General features: G+C 69.8%; 19 protein-coding genes. 10 read left to right on the top strand and 9 right to left on the bottom strand.

The features are described from left to right. Positions 1-112 precede the first annotated feature (112 nt). The 4 genes from AORI_RS68945 to AORI_RS68930 all read left to right on the top strand — a co-directional run bounded on the left by AORI_RS68945 (position 113) and on the right by AORI_RS68930 (position 5,924). Positions 113-3,424, top strand: coding sequence for a DUF885 domain-containing protein (locus AORI_RS68945; protein ID WP_016335914.1), 3,312 nt, complete (start codon positions 113-115; stop codon positions 3,422-3,424). A gap of 80 nt (positions 3,425-3,504) precedes the next feature. Next, the gene (locus tag AORI_RS68940) at positions 3,505-4,545 is read left to right on the top strand and encodes an LLM class F420-dependent oxidoreductase (RefSeq protein WP_016335913.1); all 1,041 of its coding nucleotides are present in this window, start codon (positions 3,505-3,507) and stop codon (positions 4,543-4,545) included. Positions 4,546-4,748: 203 nt separating this feature from the next. Next, entirely contained in the window at positions 4,749-5,705 is a 957-nt protein-coding gene (locus tag AORI_RS68935) for a Ppx/GppA phosphatase family protein (RefSeq protein ID WP_016335912.1), read from the top strand. 39 nt (positions 5,706-5,744) lie between these two features. Continuing rightward, complete coding sequence (locus tag AORI_RS68930) at positions 5,745-5,924, top strand: hypothetical protein (RefSeq protein ID WP_016335911.1); 180 nt, start codon at positions 5,745-5,747, stop codon at positions 5,922-5,924. 6 nt (positions 5,925-5,930) lie between these two features. Here the strand turns inward: AORI_RS68930 and AORI_RS68925 are convergent, their stop codons facing one another. The 3 genes from AORI_RS68925 to AORI_RS68915 are packed head-to-tail and all read right to left on the bottom strand — an operon-like array spanning position 5,931 to position 9,622. Next, positions 5,931-8,231, bottom strand: coding sequence for a glycoside hydrolase family 65 protein (locus AORI_RS68925; RefSeq protein ID WP_123799087.1), 2,301 nt, complete (start codon positions 8,229-8,231; stop codon positions 5,931-5,933). A 56-nt stretch (positions 8,232-8,287) separates the two neighbouring features. Next, on the bottom strand, positions 8,288-9,022 hold the full coding sequence (locus tag AORI_RS68920; RefSeq protein ID WP_016335909.1) for an HAD family hydrolase: 735 nt from the start codon (positions 9,020-9,022) through the stop codon (positions 8,288-8,290). A gap of 42 nt (positions 9,023-9,064) precedes the next feature. Then, entirely contained in the window at positions 9,065-9,622 is a 558-nt protein-coding gene (locus tag AORI_RS68915) for a TetR/AcrR family transcriptional regulator (RefSeq protein WP_228688211.1), read from the bottom strand. A gap of 72 nt (positions 9,623-9,694) precedes the next feature. Here AORI_RS68915 and AORI_RS68910 point away from each other — a divergent pair, with 72 nt between their 5' ends. Next, entirely contained in the window at positions 9,695-10,201 is a 507-nt protein-coding gene (locus tag AORI_RS68910; protein WP_016335907.1) for a PaaI family thioesterase, read from the top strand. Here the strand turns inward: AORI_RS68910 and AORI_RS68905 are convergent. The 3 genes from AORI_RS68905 to AORI_RS68895 form a co-directional block, all read right to left on the bottom strand. Beyond that, on the bottom strand, positions 10,198-10,551 hold the full coding sequence (locus AORI_RS68905; protein WP_016335906.1) for a nuclear transport factor 2 family protein: 354 nt from the start codon (positions 10,549-10,551) through the stop codon (positions 10,198-10,200). The two genes, AORI_RS68910 and AORI_RS68905, sit on opposite strands and share 4 nt — an antisense overlap. Before the next feature lie 44 nt (positions 10,552-10,595). After that, positions 10,596-11,798: an ROK family transcriptional regulator gene (locus tag AORI_RS68900; RefSeq protein ID WP_016335905.1), complete on the bottom strand. Its 1,203-nt coding sequence runs from the start codon at positions 11,796-11,798 to the stop codon at positions 10,596-10,598. Positions 11,799-12,006: 208 nt separating this feature from the next. Continuing rightward, positions 12,007-12,735 carry a zf-HC2 domain-containing protein gene (locus AORI_RS68895; RefSeq protein WP_016335904.1) on the bottom strand — a complete coding sequence of 243 codons (729 nt, stop codon included), beginning with the start codon at positions 12,733-12,735 and terminating at the stop codon, positions 12,007-12,009. A gap of 58 nt (positions 12,736-12,793) precedes the next feature. Between AORI_RS68895 and sigC the strand changes: the two genes are divergently transcribed. From sigC to AORI_RS68870, 5 genes are all read left to right on the top strand, one after another. After that, positions 12,794-13,363, top strand: a complete 570-nt coding sequence (gene sigC, locus AORI_RS68890) for an RNA polymerase sigma factor SigC (protein WP_016335903.1) — start codon at positions 12,794-12,796, stop codon at positions 13,361-13,363. Positions 13,364-13,543: 180 nt separating this feature from the next. Beyond that, complete coding sequence (locus AORI_RS68885; protein WP_016335902.1) at positions 13,544-15,796, top strand: xanthine dehydrogenase family protein molybdopterin-binding subunit; 2,253 nt, start codon at positions 13,544-13,546, stop codon at positions 15,794-15,796. 26 nt (positions 15,797-15,822) lie between these two features. After that, the gene (locus AORI_RS68880) at positions 15,823-16,278 is read left to right on the top strand and encodes a (2Fe-2S)-binding protein (RefSeq protein ID WP_016335901.1); all 456 of its coding nucleotides are present in this window, start codon (positions 15,823-15,825) and stop codon (positions 16,276-16,278) included. 140 nt (positions 16,279-16,418) lie between these two features. Next, on the top strand, positions 16,419-17,660 hold the full coding sequence (locus tag AORI_RS68875) for a PucR family transcriptional regulator (protein WP_016335900.1): 1,242 nt from the start codon (positions 16,419-16,421) through the stop codon (positions 17,658-17,660). A 10-nt stretch (positions 17,661-17,670) separates the two neighbouring features. Beyond that, positions 17,671-18,483, top strand: coding sequence for an aldo/keto reductase (locus AORI_RS68870; protein ID WP_016335899.1), 813 nt, complete (start codon positions 17,671-17,673; stop codon positions 18,481-18,483). Positions 18,484-18,811: 328 nt separating this feature from the next. Here AORI_RS68870 and AORI_RS68865 read toward each other — a convergent pair whose 3' ends face one another. From AORI_RS68865 to AORI_RS68855, 3 genes are read right to left on the bottom strand one after another with little or no spacing between them, the layout of a single operon-like run. Next, on the bottom strand, positions 18,812-19,558 hold the full coding sequence (locus AORI_RS68865) for a class I SAM-dependent methyltransferase (protein ID WP_016335898.1): 747 nt from the start codon (positions 19,556-19,558) through the stop codon (positions 18,812-18,814). A gap of 44 nt (positions 19,559-19,602) precedes the next feature. Further along, on the bottom strand, positions 19,603-20,637 hold the full coding sequence (gene mgrA / locus AORI_RS68860; protein ID WP_016335897.1) for an L-glyceraldehyde 3-phosphate reductase: 1,035 nt from the start codon (positions 20,635-20,637) through the stop codon (positions 19,603-19,605). Continuing rightward, complete coding sequence (locus AORI_RS68855; protein ID WP_228688210.1) at positions 20,634-21,593, bottom strand: helix-turn-helix transcriptional regulator; 960 nt, start codon at positions 21,591-21,593, stop codon at positions 20,634-20,636. The genes mgrA and AORI_RS68855 overlap by 4 nt, the downstream gene beginning before the upstream one ends. Positions 21,594-21,596: the final 3 nt, after the last annotated feature.

Below are 21,596 nucleotides of genomic sequence, written 5' to 3'. Positions count from 1 at the left end.
ACCGTCTCGCCTCCGGCGCCGCGGGGAGAGGCCGCAAATCCCGGCTTCGGTAGTACTCGCTCTCCATTAGGGTCGGGGATACCGCCTCCATCGACCACTGGGGAAAGCAAACATGAGCCAAGTCTCCGCCCTCGCCGACGAGTTCGTCGAAGCCCTCTTCGACGCCGAGCCGGTCATGCCCGCTTTGCAGGGCTTCCGTCCGGAATCGACCGGCCTCACCGATCTCAGCGAGGCCGCGGGAGACGCTTTCCGCGCGCGGCTGGCCGGGCTCGCCGAGCGGGCCGAGGCACTCGCCACGGACGGGTTGAGCGCGGAGGAGAAGACCACCCGTGACGTCCTGATCGCGATGGCGCGGGCGAGGATCGCCCTGCTGGACTCGCGGTTCGTCGAGTTCACCATCAGCGACCTGTTCATCTCGCCCGCCGCCGAGGTGCTCACCGTGCTGCCGATGATGTCGGTCGGGACGGGCGCGCAGGCCGACGCCCACCTCGGGCGGATCGCCGCGATCCCGGAGTACCTGCGGCAGGCCGCGCAGCGGCACCGGGACGGCGTCGCCCGCGGCCTGGTCCCGGTCGCCTACCTGGTCGACGCCGCCGTCGCGTACCTCGACCGGCACCTCGCCGACCCTTCGGCCGATCCGCTGCTGCGCCAGCCCGCGCCCGACGAGGACTTCGAGACCCGCCGCGCGGAACTGCTGCGCGACGTCGTCCGTCCCGCGATCGCCGAGTACCGGGAGGTGCTCGCGAAGGAGATCGCGCCGCACGGCCGTCCCGAGGACAAGCCCGGCGTCTGCTGGCTGCCCGACGGCGAGCGCCTCTACGCCCTGCTCGCCGAGATGCACACCACGACCGTCCGCACCCCGCGTGAGCTGCACCAGACCGGTCTCGACGTGATCGCCGGCCTCGCCGACGAGTACCGCGAGTACGGCTCACGGGTCTTCGGCACCAGCGACCTGCAGGAGATCTTCAGCAAGCTCCGCAGCGACCCGGACCTGCGCTGGTCCAGCGCCGAGGAGATGCTCGACTCCGCCCGCGCGGCCATCACCAGGGCCGAGGCCGAGGCGCCGAACTGGTTCGGCCGGATCCCGCCGCAGCCGTGGACGGTCGAGGCGGTCCCCGCCGAATCCGCGCCCGGCGCGCCCGCCGCGTACTACATGTGGCCCGCCGTCGACGGCTCCCGCCCCGGCATCTACTTCGCCAACACCCACAAGGCGGAGGAGCGGTTCCGGCACGCGGCCGAGGCGACGGCCTTCCACGAGGCCATCCCCGGCCACCACTTCCAGCTGAGCCTCGCGCAGGGCCTCACCGAGCTCCCGTTGCTCCGCCGTGTCGGCGACTTCACCGCGTACGCCGAGGGCTGGGGCCTGTACACCGAGCGCCTCGCCGACGAGATGGGCCTGTACTCCGACGACGTCGCGAAGCTCGGCATGCTGACCATGGATTCGATGCGTGCCGGACGGCTGGTCGTCGACACCGGGTTGCACGCGCTGGGCTGGAGCCGCCGTCAGGCCATCGACTTCCTCACCGAGAACACGCCGATGGCGCTCGTGGAGATCGAGTCCGAAGTGGACCGGTACATCGCGTTCCCCGGCCAGGCGCTGTCGTACATGGTGGGACGGCTGGAGATCCAGCGCATCCGCGCCGCGGCCGAGCTGACGCTGGGCAGCCGGTTCGACATCAAGGCCTTCCACGACGTCGTGCTCGGCGGCGGGTCGCTGCCGCTTTCGGTGCTGGACGGCGTGGTCCGCGACTGGGTGAAGGGCCACGGCGACACCCCGAACGGCCTCGCCGAGGAGCTGATGGAGCTCAAGTTCGAGGAGCTTCCGCTGTGGCGTTCGCTGCTCGGACTCCCCGGCGACGAAGGCGCGTTGCCCGACCCGAGCGCGGAGGCCGCGGCCGCGCAGCGCGCGTCGGCGGTCGCCATCGCCGAACGGGCCGAAGCCCTTGCCACCGAAGGACTTTCCCCGGCCGAGGCGGTCACCCGCGAAGTCGTGATCCAGCAGGCGAAGGCGATGGTCGACGTCATCGATTCGCGGGCCTCGGAGTTCTCGGTCAGCGACGGGCTCGCCTCGCCCGCGCTGTTCATGCTCAACGAACTTTCGGTGCTGTCGCTGAACGACGAGGAAAAGGTCCGCGGTTACCTGAAGCGGCTGGAAGGCCTGGGCGCCTACCTGGACGCCCTGATCGTGCGCCAGCGCGCGGCCGCGGCCGACGGTCTCGTCCCGCCCGGCTTCCTCGTCGAAGGCGGGATCGCTTACGTGGAGCGCTATCTCGGCGACGAGGCGGGGGATCCGCTGGCGCTCACCGCGTCCGTTTCCGTGGACGGCTACGAGGCCGAACGTGACCGGCTGCTGGCCGAGGTCGTCCGGCCCGCCTACAAGCGGTATCGCGATTTCCTCGCCGACGAGCTGCGTCCCGTGGCGAAGCCCGAAACCGAGCCGGGTCTCTGCGCGCTTCCCGGCGGGCAGGAGAAGTACGCCGCGCTGATCCGGGCGCATACGTCCACCGAGCGCACCGCGCGGGATCTGCACGACACCGGCCTCGACATGATCGCGAAACTGGCCGACCAATACCGCGAGCTGGGCGAGAAGATCTTCGGCACCAAGGACCTCGACGAAATCTTCGAACGGCTGCGCACCGACCCGGCACTGCGCTGGCGGGACGGCGACGAACTGCTCGACGCCGCGCGTGACGCCATCACCCGCGCCGAAGCCGTCGCGCCGGAGTGGTTCTCGACCGTGCCCGAGGAGCGGTGCCAGGTCGAGCCGGTCCCACCGGCGGAGGCGCCCGGCGGCACGCTGGCGTACTACATCGAGGCGGCGCTCGACGGTTCGCGGCCGGGCACCTACTACGCGAACACCTACGAGGCCGAGCAGCGCCCGAAGCACACGAGCGAGGCGATCGCCTTCCACGAAGCCGTTCCGGGGCACCACTTCCAGATCTGCATCGCGCACAAGCTCAAGGGCCTGCCCATGTTGCGCGGGCACGCCGACGTCAACGCCTACGTCGAAGGCTGGGGTCTCTACTCGGAGCGCCTCGCCGACGAGATGGGCCTGTACTCGAGCGACCTGACCAGGTTCGGCATGCTCACCCAGGATTCGATGCGCGCCGGACGGCTGGTCGTCGACACCGGGATGCACGCGCTCGGCTGGAGCCGTCAGCAGGCCGTCGACTATCTGGCCGAGAACACGCCGATGGCCAGGGTGGAGATCGAGGCCGAGATCGACCGCTACGCCGCCGTTCCCGGGCAGGCGCTGTCGTACATGGTGGGACGCCTGGAGATCGAACGGATCCGCGCCGAGGCCGAGGCCGCGCTCGGGGACCGGTTCGACATCAAGGGCTTCCACGAGGTCGTGCTGAGCAACGGGATCCTGCCGCTGGCGGTGCTGGACGACGTGGTGAAGGGCTGGGTGGCCGCGCAGTGAGCCGGAACACACGCGAAGTAGGCGCTCCCGGCGCATACTGTCGCTAAGCGAGCGCTCAGTAACTCGATGAGGAGATGCGGATGAGGATCGGGACCGCGATCAGCTACGCCGGCGGGTTCGCCGAGAGCGTGGCCGACATCGTCGAACTGGAGAAGGCCGGGCTGGACATCGTCTTCGTCCCCGAGGCCTATTCGTTCGACGCGGTCAGCCAGCTCGGCTACGTCGCGGCGAAGACCGAGCGCGTCCAGATCGCGTCGGGCATCTTCCAGATCTACACGCGGACGCCGACGCTGACCGCGATGACCGCCGCCGGGCTCGACTTCGTGTCCGACGGCCGGTTCACGCTCGGCATCGGCGCCTCCGGTCCGCAGGTCATCGAGGGTTTCCACGGTGTGAAGTACGACGCGCCGCTCGGGCGCACGCGCGAGATCATCGACATCTGCCGTCAGGTGTGGCGGCGGGAGAAGGTGGTGCACTCCGGTACGCACTACTCGATCCCGCTGCCACCCGAGCAGGGCACGGGTCTCGGCAAGCCGCTGAAGCTGATCAACCACCCGGTGCGCGAGCGGATCCCGATCCTGCTGGCGTCGATCGGCCCGAAGAACGTCGCGCTCACCGCCGAACTCGCCGAGGGCTGGGAGCCGATCTTCTTCCACCCCGAGAAGGCCGCGGACGTCTGGGGCGCGTCGCTGGCCGAGGGCAAGGCGAAGCGCGACCCGTCGCTGGGCGAGCTGGACACCTTCGTCGGCACCGCGCTGGCGATCGGTGACGACGTCGAAGGGATGCTGGACCACCTTCGCGGCATGCTGGCGCTCTACATCGGCGGCATGGGCGCGCGCGGCAAGAACTTCTACAACAGTCTCGCTCAGCGGTACGGCTACGAAGCCGAAGCGAAGCTCATCCAGGATCTCTACCTGGACGGCAAGAAGGAAGAGGCTGCCGCGGCGGTGCCGAAGGAATTGATCAGGGCGATCTCGCTGATCGGTCCCGAGGGTTACGTCAAGGAGCGGCTGGCCGCCTTCCGCGAGGCCGGTGCGACCACGCTGGTGGTCAACCCGCTCCTGCCCGGCCGGGAGGCCCGCGTCGCGCAGGTTTCGAAGCTGCGCGAACTCATCGACTAGGCGCGCAGGGGGAGGCGAACCTCTCACCTGTATCGATACGGTATACTTGACCTGCGCCGGTGTAACCCCTTCGTGGTCAAAAAACGGCCTCCCGGTGGAAAGAGAACGTGAATCACGCCTGAACGGCGGGGAAATCCGCCATTATCAGGAGTGAAAGCGAGACCTCGGGGGAATCCGTTCGCGACGAAGGTGAGGTGCCTCGCGTGCGCAAGCAGATCGGCGAGCCGTCCGCCGCGGTCCTGGACGTCGGTTCGTTCAGTGCGCGGCTGGTGGTCCTGGCCAAGGGTGGTTCGCCACTCGATCCCGTGCTGAGCCACCAGACGCGGCTGCGGTTGGACCGGGAACTCGACGATGACGGGAACCTGACCCGGCGTGGCATCGACGCGGTCTCCTCCGCGGTCAAGGCGGGGATGACCATTGCCGCCAAGCACGGTGTCGAGGACGTGTACCCGCTCGCCACGTCGTCGATCCGCGACGCGGCCAACGTGAAGCAGGTCGTCTGTGACGTCGCGAAGGCCACCGGGGTCAAACTGCGCTTCCTCACCGGCCGCCGCGAGGCCGAGCTGGCCTACGTCGGCGCGCGCCGCTGGTACGGCGCCTCCGCCGGGCGGCTGCTCGTGCTCGACATCGGCGGCGGGACCGTCGAACTCGCCGCGGGCGACGCCGAGGAAGCCGGGTTCGCGCATTCCCTGCCGCTCGGCGCGCGTTCGCTGACCCGGGACTGGTTCGCCACCGAATGCCCGTCGCCCAAGGTCGTGCGGGCGATGCGGGAACACGTGCTCGACGAGGTCCGCGACGCGATGCAGGACGTCCTGCCGCATATCCGCGACCATCGCGCCGTCGGCTGCTCCAAGGTGCTGCGGCAACTCGCCCGGCTCGCCGGCGACCGGCCGTCCCGCTCCAGGGAACTGCACCTCGACGACCTCCGCGCATGGATCCCGCGGCTGGCGAAGCTGCCCGCGAAACGCCGCGCCGAACTGCCGGGCATCTCGCGGCAGCGCTCCCATCAGGCGCTCGCGGGCGCGATCGTCGCCGAGGCGCTGCTGACGCTTTCGGGTGGTCAGGTCGCCATCTGCCCGTGGTCCACCAGGGACGGGCTGCTGCTCGGCATGCTCGACGGGCTGGTCACGCTGGACGGCAAACCGGCGAAAGCCGCCTGAGGACTGGCGCATCCGGCCGCGAGCGGGTACCCCGGACACATGAGGGAAAGCAAGAAGAGCTTCGGGCAGGACGACGAAGAAGACCTCGACGACCTCCGCGGGATCCAGCCGAAGACCGACGTGCCGAGCGCGCCCAACCGTGACATCGGGCCGCACGGCACCAAGGAGGTCGACGACGTGCCGGGCGGCGGCGAGGCGCCGGTCGAACCCCCGGACTGACCGGTATCACGCGTCCTTCGGCCGCCGTCGCGCCGGAGCGCGGCCCGCGGGCTGTGTCGGCGCCGGCCCCGGATCGATCGCCGGGATCGGCAGCCGCACCGGTTCGGCGGTCACGGTGAACGTCTCGCCGTGGTGCGCCAGTTCCAGCGGGTCCCCGGTGATCACGTGGTACGTCGCGCTCTCGCCGTCGATCTCGACCTGGAACCGGGTGCCGCGGAAGGTCAGCCGGAACGCGATCCGCCGCAGCTGGGGCGGCAGCCTCGGCGCGAAGGTCAGCCGCCCGCCGTGGTCGCGCAGCCCGCCGAATCCGGCCACGGTGCCCTGCCACGCGCCCGCGAGCGACGCCAGGTGCAGCCCGTTGCGGACGTTGTTGTGCACGTCGTGCAGGTCGGTCAGCGCCGCCTCGGCGAGGTAGTCGTAAGCCAGGTCGAGATGCCCGACCTCGGCCGCCACCACGGCCTGCGTTCCCGCGGACAGCGAGGAATCCCGCACGGTGATCGCCTCGTAGTAGGCGAAGTCGCGAGCCTTCTGTTCAGGGGTGAAGGAATCCCCGCACAGGTGCAGCGCGAGCACCAGATCGGCCTGTTTGACCACCTGCTTGCGGTACAGGTCGAAGTACGGGAAGTTCAGCAGCAGCGGGTAGAAATCCAGGTCCGTCGCCTCGAAATCCCACTCGTCGTGCTCCAGGAACCCTTCGGACTGCGGATGGACGCCGAGGTCCTCGTCGTAGGGCACCAGCATCGCGTCGGCCGCCTTGCGCCACAACGCGACCTCGTCCTCGCCGACCTCGAACCGCCGGGCGATGTCGTCGTGCTGGCCGACGATTTCGGCGGCGTAGAAGAGATTCCGGCGGGCCATCAGGTTCGTGTAGACGTTGTTGTCCGCCACCGCGGAGTACTCGTCCGGTCCGGTGACACCGTCGATCCGGAAGCGGCCTCGCCGGTCGAAATGCCCCAGCGAAACCCACAGCCGCGCGGTTTCGAAGAGCAGTTCCGCGCCGCAGGTCCGCATGAACTCGTCGTCACCGGTGGCGTTGAGATAGCGCACGACGGCGTCGGAGATGTCCGCGCTGACGTGGAACGCCGCCGTGCCCGCCGGCCAGTACGCCGAACACTCGGCACCGTTGATGGACCGCCAGGGGAACGCGGCACCGCGTAAACCCAGCTGCGCCGCCCTTTCCCGCGCTTTGTCCAAAGTGGAGTGACGCCAGCGCAGGGCGTCGCGGGCGGCGTCCGGGATGCTGTAGGTGAGCACGGGCAGGACGAAGGTCTCGGTGTCCCAGAACGCGTGGCCGTCGTAGCCGGGGCCGGTCAATCCCTTGCCCGCCAGCGCCCTCGTCTCGCCGCGGGCCCCGGCCTGCAGGAGATGGAAGAGCGCGAACCGCACGGCCTGCTGCAGTTCGGGGTCGCCGTCGATCTCGATGTCCGAGGTCTCCCAGAAGTCGTCGAGGAACGCCTTCTGTTCGGCGAGCAGTCCCTTCCAGCCGGTCTGCCGGGCCCCGGCCAGCGCGGCCTCGACCTGCGCGCGCACGGCGGGCACCGAACGCTGCGCGGACCAGCCGTAGGCGAGGAACTTGGTGATCCGCAGCCGTCCGCCCTTGGGCACGTCGACGGCGATGGTGAGCCGCGCGAGATCGTCTTCGGCCTCGATATGCGTGCGCACGCCGTCGGAGACGTCGATCTTGTGGTCCATCGCCGCGGCCATCCGCAGCCCGGATCGCCGGGTCTGGTGCACCAGCACCGCGTGATACGCCTCCGCGTGGTGATATTCGCCGACCAGCGGCGATTCCAGCGCCGCCGCGACCCGCGGATCGCGCGTGTCGGACTCGATCGGCTCGTTCGCCAGCAGATCCGACTGCACCACCAGCTGGAGATCGTCGTCGAGCGGTTCGACCTCGTACCGGATCGCGGCGACGGCGCGCTGGGTGAACGAGACCAGGCGTTCGGTCTTCACCCGGACCCGGCGCCCGGTGGGTGAGGACCAGACGGTGTCGCGCGCGAGGGTGCCCTTCCGGAAGTCGAGCACGCGGTCGTGTTCGGTGGCCTGGCCGTAGCGCATGTCGAGTGGTTCGTCCTCGACCAGCAGCCGGATTATCTTGCCGTCGGTCACGTTGACGACCGTCTGGCCTTCTTCGGGGTAGCCGTAACCGCTTTCGGCGTACGGAAGGTCGTGCTGTTCGTAGAAACCGTTGAGGTAGGTGCCCGGCAGGCCGCGCGGCTCCGCCTCCTCCAGCGTGCCGCGCAGGCCGATGTGCCCGTTGGACACCGCGAACGCCGATTCGGTGCGCTGCAACGCGTCGACGTCCATCCCGTGCCAGCGCAGCTCCCAGGGCGCGACCTCGTAGCCGCGGAAAAGCGCTTCGCTCACTTGCGGTCCTCCAGGAGTTCGGCGAGGTCGTCCACCACGACGTCGGCACCGTGCGCGAGCAGTTCGCCCGCCTGGTGCGCGCGGTTCACCCCGACCACGTAACCGAAACCGCCGTCCTTGCCTGCCTGTACGCCCGCGAGCGCGTCCTCGAAGACCGCCGCGTTCGCCGGGGCGACACCGAACGCCTCGGCGCCGGCGAGGAAGGAATCGGGCGCGGGTTTGCCGCGCAGGTTCTTCTCGGCGATCACGATGCCGTCGATCCGCGCTTCGACGAACTTGGTCAGGTCGGCGGCGTCGAGCACCTTGGCGCCGTTGGCCGACGAAGTGACGACGCCGATGCGCAGTCCGGCCGCCTTCGCCGCTTCCAGATACCGGACGGAACCCGGGTACGGGGTCACGCCCTCCTCGTCGATGATCTTCAGCACCAGCTGGTTCTTGCGGTTCCCGACGCCGTTGACGGTGGCGGCGTCGATGCCGTCGCCGGGATTTCCCTCGGGCAGCTCGATTCCGCGTGAGGTGAGGAAGGTGCGGACGCCGTCGGCCCTCGGCCTTCCGTCGACGTAGGCCGCGTAGTCGGTGTCGGTGAACGGCGAGAACGCGTCGCCGTCGCGGGCGCGCAGGAACTCGTCGAACGTGCGCTTCCACGCTTCGCGATGCTGGGCCGCGGTTCCGGTCAGCACGCCGTCGAGGTCGAAGAGACAGGCCGTGATGGTGTCGGGCAGACCGATCATGTCTGGCAACGCTACCCGGGCTCGACGGTACTCGCTCGGCTCTCAGGCGGCGCGGACCACGAGCGCGACGTGCCGCGCGGCCCGCTCCAGCGGTTCCGGCGACCGGTGGACCCGGCTCACCAGCAGCGCGCCTTCCAGGTTGTTCATGATGGCCGTCGCGACGTCCTCGGGATCTTCGGCCTCGCCGAGCAGTTCGACGAGCAGCTTGTGCCAGGCGGCGAACGCGTCCTGGCACGCCTTGGTGATCGCGGGGGAGGCGTGCGCCATCTCCAGCGTGATCGTGGCGAGCGGGCAGCCACCGCGGTAGTCGTCGGCGGCCAGCGCTTCACCCGCCTTGCGATACCACCAGGCCACGGCGTCTTCGACCGTCTCGTTGCGCTCGAAAGCGCGGCGGACCGTCTTCGCCACGACGGCGGTGCCGAGCTCGATCGCGGCGACCGCGAGCTGCTCCTTGCCGCCGGGGAAGTGGTGGTACGCCGACCCCCACGGCGTGCCTGCCTGCTCGACCAGCCGCCGCCATGAAGTCGCCTGGTAGCCCTCGCGGCGGAAGAGCGTCATCGCGGTCGAGATCATCCGCTCGCGAGTGGTGGTGTCGGACACGTGGCCCAGCATAGTCCTTGACTAGGACGACCGTCTTAGGAAAGCCTAGGACGATCGTCTTAGGAGGCAGCCATGACCATCGACGTCACCGGGCAGACCAGGCAGAAGACCGTGACCTGGCAGGATCCGCTGCCCACCGCCCGGCTCGGCCGGGAGCTGTCCGGGCTCGACTACCTGACCGGGATCGCTGAGGGCCGGATCCCGCCCGCGCCGATCTCCGCGCATTTCGGCATGCGCTGGGTGAGCGTGGCCGAGGGTGACGTCGTGATCGCCGCGACGCCGGACGAGTCGCTCTACAACCCGATCGGCACCGTGCACGGCGGGGTCGCGGCGACCCTGCTGGATTCGGCGGTGGCGTGCGCGGTGCACTCGACCCTGCCCGCCGGCGTCGGGTACACCTCGGTGGAGCTGAAGGTGAACTACCTGCGCGCGATTTCCGGTTCGGTGGGGGAGATCCGCGCGCACGGCTGGATCGTGAAGGCCGGTTCGCGCGTCGCGTTCGCCGAGGGCGACATCCGCGACGGGCAGGGCAAGGTGCTCGCGACGGCGTCGAGCACCTGCCTGATCATCAAGCCCTAGAACATCCCGGCGCCCGGCGGCACGGGCTGCTTGACGTCCCAGTGCTCCACGATGAGCCCGTCTTCCACGCGCACGATGTCGACGATGGCGGCTCCGAGCTCCTCACCCGGCCGGACGACGTGCAGGTGCACGACGACGTGCTCGTCGTCGGCGATCACGCGTTTCACCGCGACGTCCGCGTCCGCCAGCGGTGAATTCCGCATGGCTTCGACGAAAGCGTCACGGCCGGAGGGGAAACCCGGGCTGTGGGTGACGAAATCCGGGTGCACGTCCCTGCCCGCGGCGGCGAAGTCCTTGTGCACGAACATGTTCTCGAAGCAGTCGAGGACGATCTTCTTGGCTGTGGTCATAGGAACAGCGTGCACCCGCTGTCGATTACCGCGGAGGTAATGCCTCAGGCCGCGCCGACCTTGCGTTCGAAGACCAGGCCCTCCGCGGCGCGCAGCCCGACGCTGATCGCGCCGGTGAGCACTCCGTCGTCGCCCAGTTCGCCCTGGACGACCGCCGGGACCAGGGGCGTGAACGAGCGCAAGGCGCGGTCGATCGGGTCGAGCAGCAGATCGGCCGCGGTGCCGATGCCGCCGCCGAGCACGATCAGCTCGGGGTCGATCACCGCCGCCACCGACGCCACGGTGTACGCGAGCCTGTCGGCCTCCGCCTCGACGGCACGCAGGGCGAGCTCGTCGCCGTCGCGGGCGAGCCGGAAGACCTCGCGGGCGGATTTCGCCGTGCCGAGGCCGAGTTCACGCGCGCCGCGCACGACGGACTGTGCCGCCGTCGCCTCTTCGAGGTGGCCGCGGACCGGTGGGGCGTCCTCGCCCTCGCCCGCCGCGTGCGACTGGCCATAGGGCAGGTAGCCGATCTCGCCCGCCGCGCCCGTCGCGCCGCGGAAGACCTGACCGTTGACCATCACGCCCATCCCGACGCCGGTGCCGATGGTGATGCAGCCGAACACGGACGCGCCGCGCGCGGCCCCGCGTTCCCATTCGCCGACGGCGGTGAGGTTCGCGTCGTTCTCGACCATGAGGTCCGGGCCGAGGACGCCTTCGAGTTCGTCGAGCAAGCCCGCCTTGCCCCAGCCGGGCAGGTTCGGCGCGTGCCGGAAGCAGCGTTTGTCCGGGTCGGCGACGCCGGGGGAGCCGAGGACCCGCACGACGATGTCCGCCTGGGACAGTCCCGCTTCGCGCACCGTCGCCGAGGCGAGGGCGCCGACGGCGCTGACGAGCGCGGTGCCCGAACGCGAGGTGTTCCGCTCGTCACGGCGGGCGACCACGGTGTGGCCGAGATCCGAGACGGCGACGCGGAGGTGCTCGCGTCCGATGTCGACACCGAGGACGTAGCCCGCCGTGGGATCCGCTTCGTAGAGCACGGCGGACCGGCCGGTGCCGGTCGAGGTGTGGCCGGTCGCCCTGGCGAGACCGGCGGCTTCGAGCGCCAGTAACGCTTGGCTCACCGTGGGTTTCGAAAGGCCGGTGTCCTTGGCGACTTGGGGCCGCGTCGCCGGGCCGCTGCGGCGCAGGAGGTCCAGCACGGCGCGCTGATTGATCTTCCGCATCCCGGCGGGGGTGCCGACGGGTGGGTTTTCTGCGCCAACCACGAGCTTCGCCTCCTGTCGAACCAAGGTGTTCCACCAAAGTTATCCGCCTCCGGCCCGAAATGGGCAAGAAGGTTTACATTCGGTGGTCCCAGGCGACGATAAACGTGTCCGCGCCGCGAATCGCGCACGCCGCGCGCGAAAAACCGTGATTCACCCGGTATCCGGGCGCGTGCTCCCAGTGACCGGTAATGGTCTAGACCAGACGGCTTCAGGCGACGTGGCGGCTCGCGGGCCGCCGGAATCCCCTGTGCTGCCGGGGTCGTTCGGGGGTTTCGCCGGTCTCGTGGTCCGTTTCGGCGCTGTGGGCACCCGGGTGATCGGCCGTCGTCGCCGGGCTGGGGCGGTTGCGCAGCCGGTGCTGCCGGTTCACCACGTACAGCAACATCAGTCCGGCGACGACCAACCCGTGGGTGAGCACGCGCCCGGCGGTCACCTGCCCGGTGACGAGGTCACCCGCCGACAGTGCCAGGAGCAGCGCGACGAAACCGGTCAGCGCGGGCAGCTGGCCGGCCGCCGCCTTCGTGCGGACGGCCGCCCAGCCGAGTCCGACGCCGACGGCGAGGTTCCACGCGCTGCTTTCGTGGGAAAGGTGCCCGATCAGGGATTCCGTGCCGTGGCCCGCGGTGTGGTCTTCGACGCCCAGCAGCTGGGCGAAGGCGAGCCCGAGCTGCGCGATCGCGACCAGCGCGAGCGCTATCCTGGCTGGCCAGCCCTCGCTCGGCGGGGCGGGTGTGCGTTCGAGGATGACGGCGGTGAGGTCCGGGACCGCGGGAGCGGGCCGCAGCAGTATCGCCCGGTGCATCCGCTCGGCGCGCGAAAGCCACGACCGGCACGCGGCGCAACCGGCCACGTGCCGGTCGACCACCTCGGGTGGGGCGGGTTCGGTTTCGCCGTCGAGCCGGGCCGACAGGGCCTCGCGGCAGGTCTCGCACTTCACGTCTCACTTGTCGGGCGCGGGCCTGCCCCGGTTCCCGCGACGCTGCTACGTTTCTCGTATGGCCGGGGCGCGCAACCACGACGACGAGCGGGTGACCGAGCTCGCCCTCGCCGCCGCTCGCGGCGACCGGCGGGCGCTCGAGGACTGGGTGCGTGCCACCCAGGCGGACGTCTGGCGTTTCGTCGCGCACCTCGCCGACGTCGGCGCCGCCGACGATCTCACCCAGGAGACGTACCTGCGCGCGTTCGGCAGCCTGCGCCGGTTCGCCGGCCGGTCGTCCTCGCGGACCTGGCTCCTGTCGATCGCGCGCCGCGTGGTGGTCGACCGCATTCGCGCGGCTTCGGCGCGCCCGAAGCTCGCCGACGTCGACTGGGAGGCCACCGCCGAACGCCGCGGTGCCCGTCAGGCCGAGGGCGTCGCCGGGTTCGAAGACCTCGTGGAGCTGCGGATGCTGCTCGACGGGCTCGACCCGGAGCGGCGCGAGGTCCTCGTCCTCACCCAGGTGCTGGGCCTTTCCTATGCCGAGGCCGCCGAGATCTGCGGCTGCCCGGTCGGCACCGTGCGTTCGCGCGTCGCGCGCGCCCGCGAAGACCTGCTGGAAGCGGGCCGGGAGCGCGACTCCATCTGACGCCCGCCTGTGGCGCGTCACACATTTGAGCCCTTCCGCTGTCACCTCGTCACACAGATGGGGCGACACGACTACTCCGCGTTGACTAGGCCGAATGCCGATGCCTAGCGTGTCGCCATCCAACCCCAGGCCGCGCGAGGGTCCCCGCCTGCTCCGCGCGCTCTCGAAGGGATCTTCCCGATGGCCAGTCCCACCACCGCTGAGGGCCACGGCAGTGAGGCTCCGGACCCCGGAGGCCTCGGCCGCCGCCGGTTCCTGACCTTCCTCGTCGCCGCGCCCACCCTCACGATCGCCACGAAGATCGGTATCGACACCGTCTCGCCCGAAGAGGCCGAAGCCGTCATCCCGACCCCGCCGGGCCCGGCCGAGATCCTCGACCTCGGCGACGTGCTGATCCTGTCGAACGCCCCCACCGCCAACCTGCTCGTCCTCGAAGTCCGCGAAGACGGCCGGGTCCGGCTGGAACTGCCGCGGACCGAGGTCGGCCAGGGCATCACCACGGCGAACGCGATGCTGGTCGCCGAAGAAATGGACCTCCCGCTCGATCAGGTCGACGTCGTCCTCTCCGACGCCCGCTCGGAGCTGCTGTTCAACCAGCTGACCGGCGGCTCCAACACGATGCGCTCGCTCTACACCCCGGTGCGGACCGCGGCGGCCGCCGCGCGCGCCCGCCTGGTCGCGACCGCCGCCAAGCAGTGGGGCGCCAAGGCCGACCGGCTGTCCACAAGGGACGGTGCGGTGATCGCCCCCGACGGCCGCCGCGCGGACTACGGCGCGCTGGCCAAACCCGCCGCCCGCGCCGACCTCGGCAAGCTCACCGCGACCCCGAAGGCCGAGTCCGCGCACAAGCTGGTCGGCACGCCGCAATCGCGCAAGGACGCCCGCGCGATGGTCACCGGGCAGCTGAAATACACCCTCGACCTGGACGTTCCCGGCGCGAAGCCGGTCATGGTCCGCCGCCCGCCGACGATCAACGGCACGGTCGCGAAGGTGAACAACGAGGCGGCCGTCCGCGCCATGCCGGGCATCATCGACATCGCGGTCATCAAGACCGGGGTCGCGGTGATGGCCGAGACGTTCGGCCAGGCGCTGGACGGCAAGAACGCCCTCGACGTCAGCTGGAACGGCGGCACCGTCGACGGGGAGAACAACGCGACGATCAAGAAGAAGCTGCAAGCCGCGGCGCTTCCGTTCGTCGTCCCGCCGCTGCTGACCCAGTACGTCGACGGCGAGTTCGACTTCGCCTTCGCCAGCCACGCCCCGCTGGAGACCAACTCGGCGGTCGCCGACGTCCGCGAGGACAGCGCGACCATCTGGTCCGGGATGAAGGTGCCGATCCTCGCGAAGCAGAACATCGCGCGGGAACTCGGTCTGCCCGAGAACAAGGTCACCGTGCACGTCCAGCAGGCGGGCGGATCGTTCGGCAGGCGGCTGTTCTCCGACGGCGCCATCGAGGCCGCGCGCGCCTCCAAGGCGTTCAAGCGGCCGGTGCGGCTGATGTGGAGCCGCATCGACGACATGCGCCACGGCCGCGCCCGTGCCGCGAGCCACCACAAGATCCGCGCCACCTTCGCGCTCGGCCAGGTGCTCACCTTCGAACACCGCGTCGCCAGCGTGGAGACCGACTGGAGCCACGGGCTCGGCGAGGTACTCACCGCGTTCGCCGCCGAACTGCCGGTCGGCGGCAACCTGAGCTTCGCGCAGACGGTGTTCCTGCTGACGGTGAAGTCGCCGTACAACTTCGGCGTCACCACGCAGCTGCTCAACGAGGTGCCGGTGGACTTCCACACCGGTGCATGGCGGTCGGTTTACTCGTCGAGCACGCGCGGCGCGGAAGAGATCATGGTCGACGAGATCGCCGCGAAGCTCGGGAAGGACCCGGTGGAGTTCCGGCGCGAGTTCATCAAGGACGACCGGCAGCGCGCCGTGCTGGACAAGGTCGCGGAACTCGGTGAGTGGGGCAAGAAGATGCCCAAGGGCTTCGCGCAGGGTGTCGCCGTGCACGGCGAGTACAAGTCGTACACCGCCTGCCTCGTCGAAATGGACGCCCGCGACCCGAAGAAGCCGCGTGTCACCAAGGCGACCATCGCGGTCGACGTCGGCAAGCCGATCAACCCGCGCGGGATCGAGGCGCAGATGCTCGGCGGCCTGACCGACGGCATCTCCACCACGCTGACCGCGGGCCTGCACATCGACAAGGGGCTGCCGCTGGAGGGCAGCTACTCGCAGTTCCACTACGCGCGGCAGAAGAACTCGCCGATGGACGTCAAGGTGTTCGTCATGCCGGAGACGGGCGAGATCGGCGGTGCCGGGGAACTCGGCGTGCCCGCGCCGGTCGGCGCGATCGGGAACGCCTACGCGCGGGCGACCGGGATCAAACCGCGCAGTTTCCCGATCAACTTCCCGATCGACTTCGACCCCTTCCCCCGCTGACTTTCCTTCCCCGCCAAGGAGTTCCGATGCCCAATTACACCTTCACGGTGAACGGGAAGACCGTCACCGTCGACGCGCCCGCGGATCTGCCCATGCTGTGGGCGTTGCGGGACAAGCTCGGCGTCCGCGGCCCTAAGTACGGCTGCGGGATCAACGTCTGCAAGGCCTGCACCAGCCACCTCGACGGCGAGGCGTTCAACCCGTGTGTGACGCCCGTGTCCGACTGCTCGGGCAAGGAGGTCACCACGATCGAAGGCCTCGCCGACGGTGACGACCTGCACCCGGTGCAGGAGGCCTGGCTGGAACAGGACGTCGCGCAGTGCGGCTACTGCCAGCCGGGGCAGATCATGGCCGCGGTGGCGCTGCTGAAGAAGACGAAGAACCCGACCGACGCCGAGATCGACGCGATCCAGAACGTCTGCCGGTGCGGCACCTACTTCCGGATCCGCGAAGCCATCAAGAGCGCGGCCGCGAAGATGTGAACCACCGCCGGTGCGGCGGGAATCCCGATTTCCCGCCGCACCGGCGGAGTCTTTCCGCTTCGACAGGCCGCCTCCGGGCAAGTCGTGTTAGATGACGGCCCCAGGGACTCGACGAGGAGTCCCTGCCCCGGAGGACGTCCATGCACTACGAAACTGTGCTCCGCGAAGGCTCGGCCGTCATCGTCGCCGAACTGGCCGTCGAGGTCGAAAAGCAGCTTCCCGGGCTCATCGACGGCACCGTCGAGCAGATCCGCGCCGAAATGCCGGTGTACCGCGACGCGCAGTTCGTCAGCCTCGCCGAACTGCGGACGTCGGTGCGGAACAACCTCGAGTTCGTCATGCGGACCTTGCGCGGCACGGAGAAACCCGACCTCGCGCAAGCGCGGGCGACCGGGCGCGCGCGGGCGTTGCAGGGCGCGCCGCTGCCGGAACTCCTCCGGGCCTACCGGATCGGGCTCACCGAGGTGTGGAACCGGTTCGTCGAACTGACCGCGTCGGGCGAGCACCAGGACCTCCGCGGCCTCGTCGCCGCGACGTCGGCGATCTGGGCGCTGATCGACGACTATGCCGAGGCGCTGACGACGACCTACCGCGACACCACCGCCGAAGTCATGCTGGCGCACCAAAGCCGGCGCTCGGCGTTGGTCGAGGCGTTGTTCGCGGGCGGCGCGGCCACCGAAGGCACGCTGTGGGACATCGCGCGCGTGCTGGAGCTCTCGCTCGACGGGACCTATGTGGTCGTCGCGGCGGAGACCCCGCGCGTCGGGCACGAACCGTTGCCACAGATCGAAAACCGGCTTCGCGAACGGCATCACGCGTCCGCCTGGCGGCTCACCCCGGACCTGCAGGTCGGCGTGGTCTCGATGCGGGATCCGGCGGCGTCCCAGGTGATCATCGGGCTGCTGAGGGAGAATCAGACCGGCCGGATCGGCGTCAGCCCGGTGTTCACCGGACTCGGGAACACCTCGCGCGCCCTGCACCTCGCGCGGGTCGCGCTGTCCAGCATGATGCCGGGGACGACGGGAATGGTGCAGTTCAACGAATCCCCGCTCGCCGGTCTCGTCGCCAGCGCGCCGGAGGCGTCGGTCCAGCTCGCGCATCACGTGCTCCGGCCGATCCTCGACCTGTCCGGCGACGACCGCAACGTGCTGCTGCTGACGTTGCGGGCGTGGTTCGAATGCCAGGGCTCCACGAAGCTGACGTCGGAGCGGATGTTCTGTCACCCCAACACGATCCGGCACCGGCTGAAGCGGATCTCCGAGGAACTCGGCCGTTCGCTGACCGATCCGGCGGACATCGCCGAACTCGGCGCGGCCCTGCGTGCGCTCCACATGTTCCCGGATACCTCGCATCTGCCCTCGCCGCGGGATCCGCTGCGCTAGGTTTCCCGGCATGGAACAGTTCGCCATCGGCGGAGACCTGCCCGTACGCCGTCTCGGTTTCGGCGCCATGCATCTGCCCACCGACGCCGGACCCGCACGCGAGAACGCGATCGCCGTCGCGCGGCGCGCGGTCGAACTCGGCATCACGCTGATCGACACCGCGCACCTCTACGGCGGCGGGGCGAACGAGGAACTGCTCGCCGAGGCGCTTCACCCGTATCCGGACGACCTGGTGGTCACCACGAAGGTCGGCGTCGTGCGGACCGGCGACGACTGGAAGTACGACGGGCGGCCGGAATCCCTGCGCGTGCAGGTGGACGAGGGACTTCGGCGGCTGCGGGTCGAGCGGATCGAGCTGCTGCAACTGCACCGCATCGACCCGGAGACCCCGCTGGCCGACCAGCTCGGCGCGCTGCGGGACCTGCGCGACGAGGGCAAGATCGGCCGGATCGGGCTGTCGGAGGTCACCGTGGACGAACTCGCGCGGGCGCGGGAGATCGTGGACATCGCGAGTGTGCAGAACCGCTACAGCCTCCTCGACCGCGAGCACGAAGCGGTGCTGGACGCGTGCGAGGCGGCCGGGATCGCTTTCCTGCCTTGGCGTCCGGTGCTCGGTGCCGCGTCTTCCGGTGGTGCCGAGCTCACGGCCGTCGCCGCGGAGCTCGGTGTGACCACGGCGCAGGTCGGGCTCGCATGGCTGCTCGCGCGGTCGCCGGTGATCCTGCCGATCCCGGGGACGGCGAACGTCGCGCACCTTGAGGAGAACTTCGCCGCGGCGGAGGTCAAGTTGACCGGCGAGCACCTGGAGCGGCTGGGCGCGTGAGTGGTGCCTCTGAGGTACATGAAGGCCCCCTTCCTGTACCCAGGCGCCAGGGCCCCGGGGTCGTGAGTGTTTTTGGTCGTTCTAACGAGCAAAAACACTCACGACCCCACTTGTGCAAGCCTCCCCGCCAGGCGCTTATGCGACTTTGCCGGGGCCCTGACCTAGGCGTAAGAAAGGGGTCCTTCACGCGCACCACCGTGACTGCTGGGATTGGTGTTGTTGCTGAGGCTGCGGGCGGCGATGGCCTAGTCCGTGAAGGCCTCCTTCCCTACCTTCAGGGTAGGCAAGGAGGCCTTCACGGACTCTTGGTTCTGAGAGTCCGTACCGCTCACGAAGGCTTGACGGCCTCCACCAGCACACGACGGGAGTGCGCGACGAACTTCCCGTCGGTCTCGATCACCCGATGGAGTTCCGCGAGCTTGTCTCGGTACTTCCCTACCTCGAATCCCGGCACGATCCAGATCACCTTCCGGAGGAAGTGGACGACCGCGGCGAGGTCGAAGAACTCCATCCGCAGTTTCGCCGGTTCGAGCCGATCCACCCGGAGCCCGACGGCTTCCGCCTCGATCCGCAGAACGTCGGGCGTCCAGCCGCCGTAGTCCTGCGGGCCGAGGAAGAACTCCTTCAGCTCCCGCACGGTGCCCGCGCCGATCTGCTGCGACAGGAAGGTGCCGCCCGGACGCAGCACGCGGGCGATCTCCCGCCACGGATTCGCGATCGGATGACGGCTGCTCACCAGATCGAAGGACTCGTTGGGGAAGGGAAGGGGCGCGTCGTACTCGGCCTCGACCACCTGGCCGCCGAGGGGCGCGAGGTTCCTCCGCGCGACCTCGACGTTCGGCGGCCAGCCTTCGGTGGCGGCGAGGACCGGCGGCGGTTCCGGGATGCCCGCGAGCACCTCGCCGCCGCCGGTCTGCAGGTCCAGCCCGGCGGCGGCCGCCGCCATCCGCTCGCCGAGCAACCGCGAGTAACCCCACGGCGGCCGTTCCTCCGTGGCCCGTCCTTCGAACCACGAGAAGTCCCAGCCTTCGACCGGGACGGCCTCTCCTTCGGCGAGCTGATCTTCGAAAGTCATCTCCGCAGTCTCGGCTCCCCGGCCCGGTGGGGCAACGCGATTAGCTAGCCGGCGTCGGTCGAGCGCTTCCAGAGGTTGATGTCGGCCTCGGTGGCGTAGCGGTCGATCTCGGCCAGCTCCTCGTTCGTGAAGTGCAGATTCTTCAGCGCGCCGACGTTGTCCTCCAGCTGGGCGACGCTGCTCGCGCCGATCAGCACCGACGTCATCCGCGGGTCACGCAGGCCCCACGCCAGCGCGAGCTGCGCCAGCGTCTGGCCGCGGCGCTGAGCGATCTCGTTCAGTGCCCGGATCTTGCCGAGGGTGCTCTCGGTGATCGTGTCCGGGTTGAGTGACTTCCCCTGCGCGGCACGGGAATTCTCGGGAACGCCGTCGAGGTAGCGGCTGGTCAGCAGCCCCTGTGCCAGCGGCGAGAAGGCGATGCAGCCCGCGCCTTCGGCTTCGAGCGTGTCGAGCAGCTTGTCGCCTTCGAGCCAGCGGTTGAACATCGAGTACGACGGCTGGTGGATGAGCAGCGGGGTGCCCAGCTCGCGAAGGAGCCGGGCGGCCTCGGCGGTCTTCTCCGACGAGTACGACGAGATGCCGACGTACAGCGCGCGTCCGGACCGGACGGCGGTGTCGAGCGCGCCGACCGTCTCTTCGAGCGGCGTGTCGGGGTCGAAACGGTGCGAGTAGAAGATGTCGACGTAGTCCAGGCCCATCCGGCCGAGCGATTGGTCCAAAGAGGACAACAGGTACTTGCGCGAGCCCCATTCGCCGTACGGGCCCGGCCACATGTCGTACCCCGCCTTGGTCGAGATGACCAGTTCGTCCCGGTACGGCTTGAAGTCCGATGCCAGCAGCCTGCCGAAGTTCTCCTCCGCCGAGCCGTAGGGCGGGCCGTAGTTGTTGGCGAGGTCGAAATGGGTGATGCCCAGGTCGAACGCGCGCCGCGCGATGTCCCGCTGCGTGCCCAGCGGCTTGTCGTTCCCGAAGTTGTGCCACAGGCCCAGCGAGATCGCGGGCAGCTTCAGGCCGCTGCGCCCGGTGCGGCGATAGGGGATGCTCTCGTATCGGCCCTCGGCCGCGACATAGGTGCTCACGGCCCGATGCTAGCCGTCGTGAAGAGGGCGGCGACGGACGCGAGGTGGTCTTTGAACGCCGAAGGGCTCTCGACCTCGAAAGGCGCGCCGATGGCGGCGAGGATCAGGACCGGCCAGTCGAAGGTGTCGACGTTCATCGTCAGGCGGCACGACATCTCGTCGATCGCTTCGAGCGCGCCGCCGAGGTACCGCACCGCCGATTCGACCCGGTCCTTCGGCGCCTGCACCCGGACGACCAGCGTATGCGTGGTCGGCCTCGCCTTGATCTGCGCCTCGACGAACTTGACCGCGTCGCCGCCGGGGATCTCGCGCGGCCGGTAGCGGGCGCCGGTGGTGCGCGGCTCGCTGAGCCTGTCCACGCGGAAGGTGCGCCAGTCCACCCGGTCGAGGTCCCACGCCACCAGGTACCAGCGCCGTCCGAGCGAGACGAGCCGGTGCGGCTCGACCAGCCGGGCGGACTCCTCGCCACCGCGTGCCGCGTAGTCGAACTTCAGCCGCTCGTCGTCCCGGCACGCCTGCGCGATCACCGTCAGGCTGGCGGCGTTGACCCGGGGACCCGTGACGGCCGCCGGCGTCGTGTACGCCTGGAGCGCGTCGACACGCCTGCGCAGCCGCGGCGGCATCACCTGGACGACCTTCGTCAGCGCCCGGACCGAGGTCTCCTCGATGCCCTCCACCGAACCGCTCGCCGCCGTCCGGAGGCCGACCGCGATCGCCACGGCCTCCTCGTCGTCCAGCAGCAGCGGCGGCATGACCGTGCCCGACCGCAGCTGGTAGCCGCCGGCGACGCCGCGGCTCGCGTTGACCGGATAACCCAGCTCGCGGAGCCGTTCGACGTCGCGCCGCAGCGTCCGCTCACTCACTTCGAGCTTGTCGCTCAGCTCGATCCCCGACCAGAAGCGGTGTGTCTGCAGCAGGGAGAGCAACCGCAGCATCCGTGCACTCGTGTTCGCCATGAA

The sequence above is a fragment of the Amycolatopsis keratiniphila genome (assembly GCF_000400635.2).
GTDB lineage: Bacteria > Actinomycetota > Actinomycetes > Mycobacteriales > Pseudonocardiaceae > Amycolatopsis > Amycolatopsis keratiniphila.
Note: the sequence above shows the minus strand (reverse complement) of the source record. Positions and strands in the feature narration are given on the sequence as shown.

Bases quoted from the DNA above. Each gene is read 5' to 3' on its own strand.
- AORI_RS68945 (WP_016335914.1), top strand. From the start codon at position 113: ATGAGCCAAGTCTCCGCCCTCGCCGACGAGTTCGTCGAAGCCCTCTTC.
- AORI_RS68940 (WP_016335913.1), top strand. From the start codon at position 3,505: ATGAGGATCGGGACCGCGATCAGCTACGCCGGCGGGTTCGCCGAGAGC.
- AORI_RS68930 (WP_016335911.1), top strand. From the start codon at position 5,745: ATGAGGGAAAGCAAGAAGAGCTTCGGGCAGGACGACGAAGAAGACCTC.
- AORI_RS68925 (WP_123799087.1), bottom strand. From the start codon at position 8,231: ATGGACGTCGACGCGTTGCAGCGCACCGAATCGGCGTTCGCGGTGTCC.
- AORI_RS68920 (WP_016335909.1), bottom strand. From the start codon at position 9,022: ATGATCGGTCTGCCCGACACCATCACGGCCTGTCTCTTCGACCTCGAC.
- AORI_RS68910 (WP_016335907.1), top strand. From the start codon at position 9,695: ATGACCATCGACGTCACCGGGCAGACCAGGCAGAAGACCGTGACCTGG.
- AORI_RS68905 (WP_016335906.1), bottom strand. From the start codon at position 10,551: ATGACCACAGCCAAGAAGATCGTCCTCGACTGCTTCGAGAACATGTTC.
- sigC (WP_016335903.1), top strand. From the start codon at position 12,794: ATGGCCGGGGCGCGCAACCACGACGACGAGCGGGTGACCGAGCTCGCC.
- AORI_RS68885 (WP_016335902.1), top strand. From the start codon at position 13,544: ATGGCCAGTCCCACCACCGCTGAGGGCCACGGCAGTGAGGCTCCGGAC.
- AORI_RS68880 (WP_016335901.1), top strand. From the start codon at position 15,823: ATGCCCAATTACACCTTCACGGTGAACGGGAAGACCGTCACCGTCGAC.
- AORI_RS68875 (WP_016335900.1), top strand. From the start codon at position 16,419: ATGCACTACGAAACTGTGCTCCGCGAAGGCTCGGCCGTCATCGTCGCC.
- AORI_RS68870 (WP_016335899.1), top strand. From the start codon at position 17,671: ATGGAACAGTTCGCCATCGGCGGAGACCTGCCCGTACGCCGTCTCGGT.
- AORI_RS68865 (WP_016335898.1), bottom strand. From the start codon at position 19,558: ATGACTTTCGAAGATCAGCTCGCCGAAGGAGAGGCCGTCCCGGTCGAA.
- AORI_RS68855 (WP_228688210.1), bottom strand. From the start codon at position 21,593: ATGGCGAACACGAGTGCACGGATGCTGCGGTTGCTCTCCCTGCTGCAG.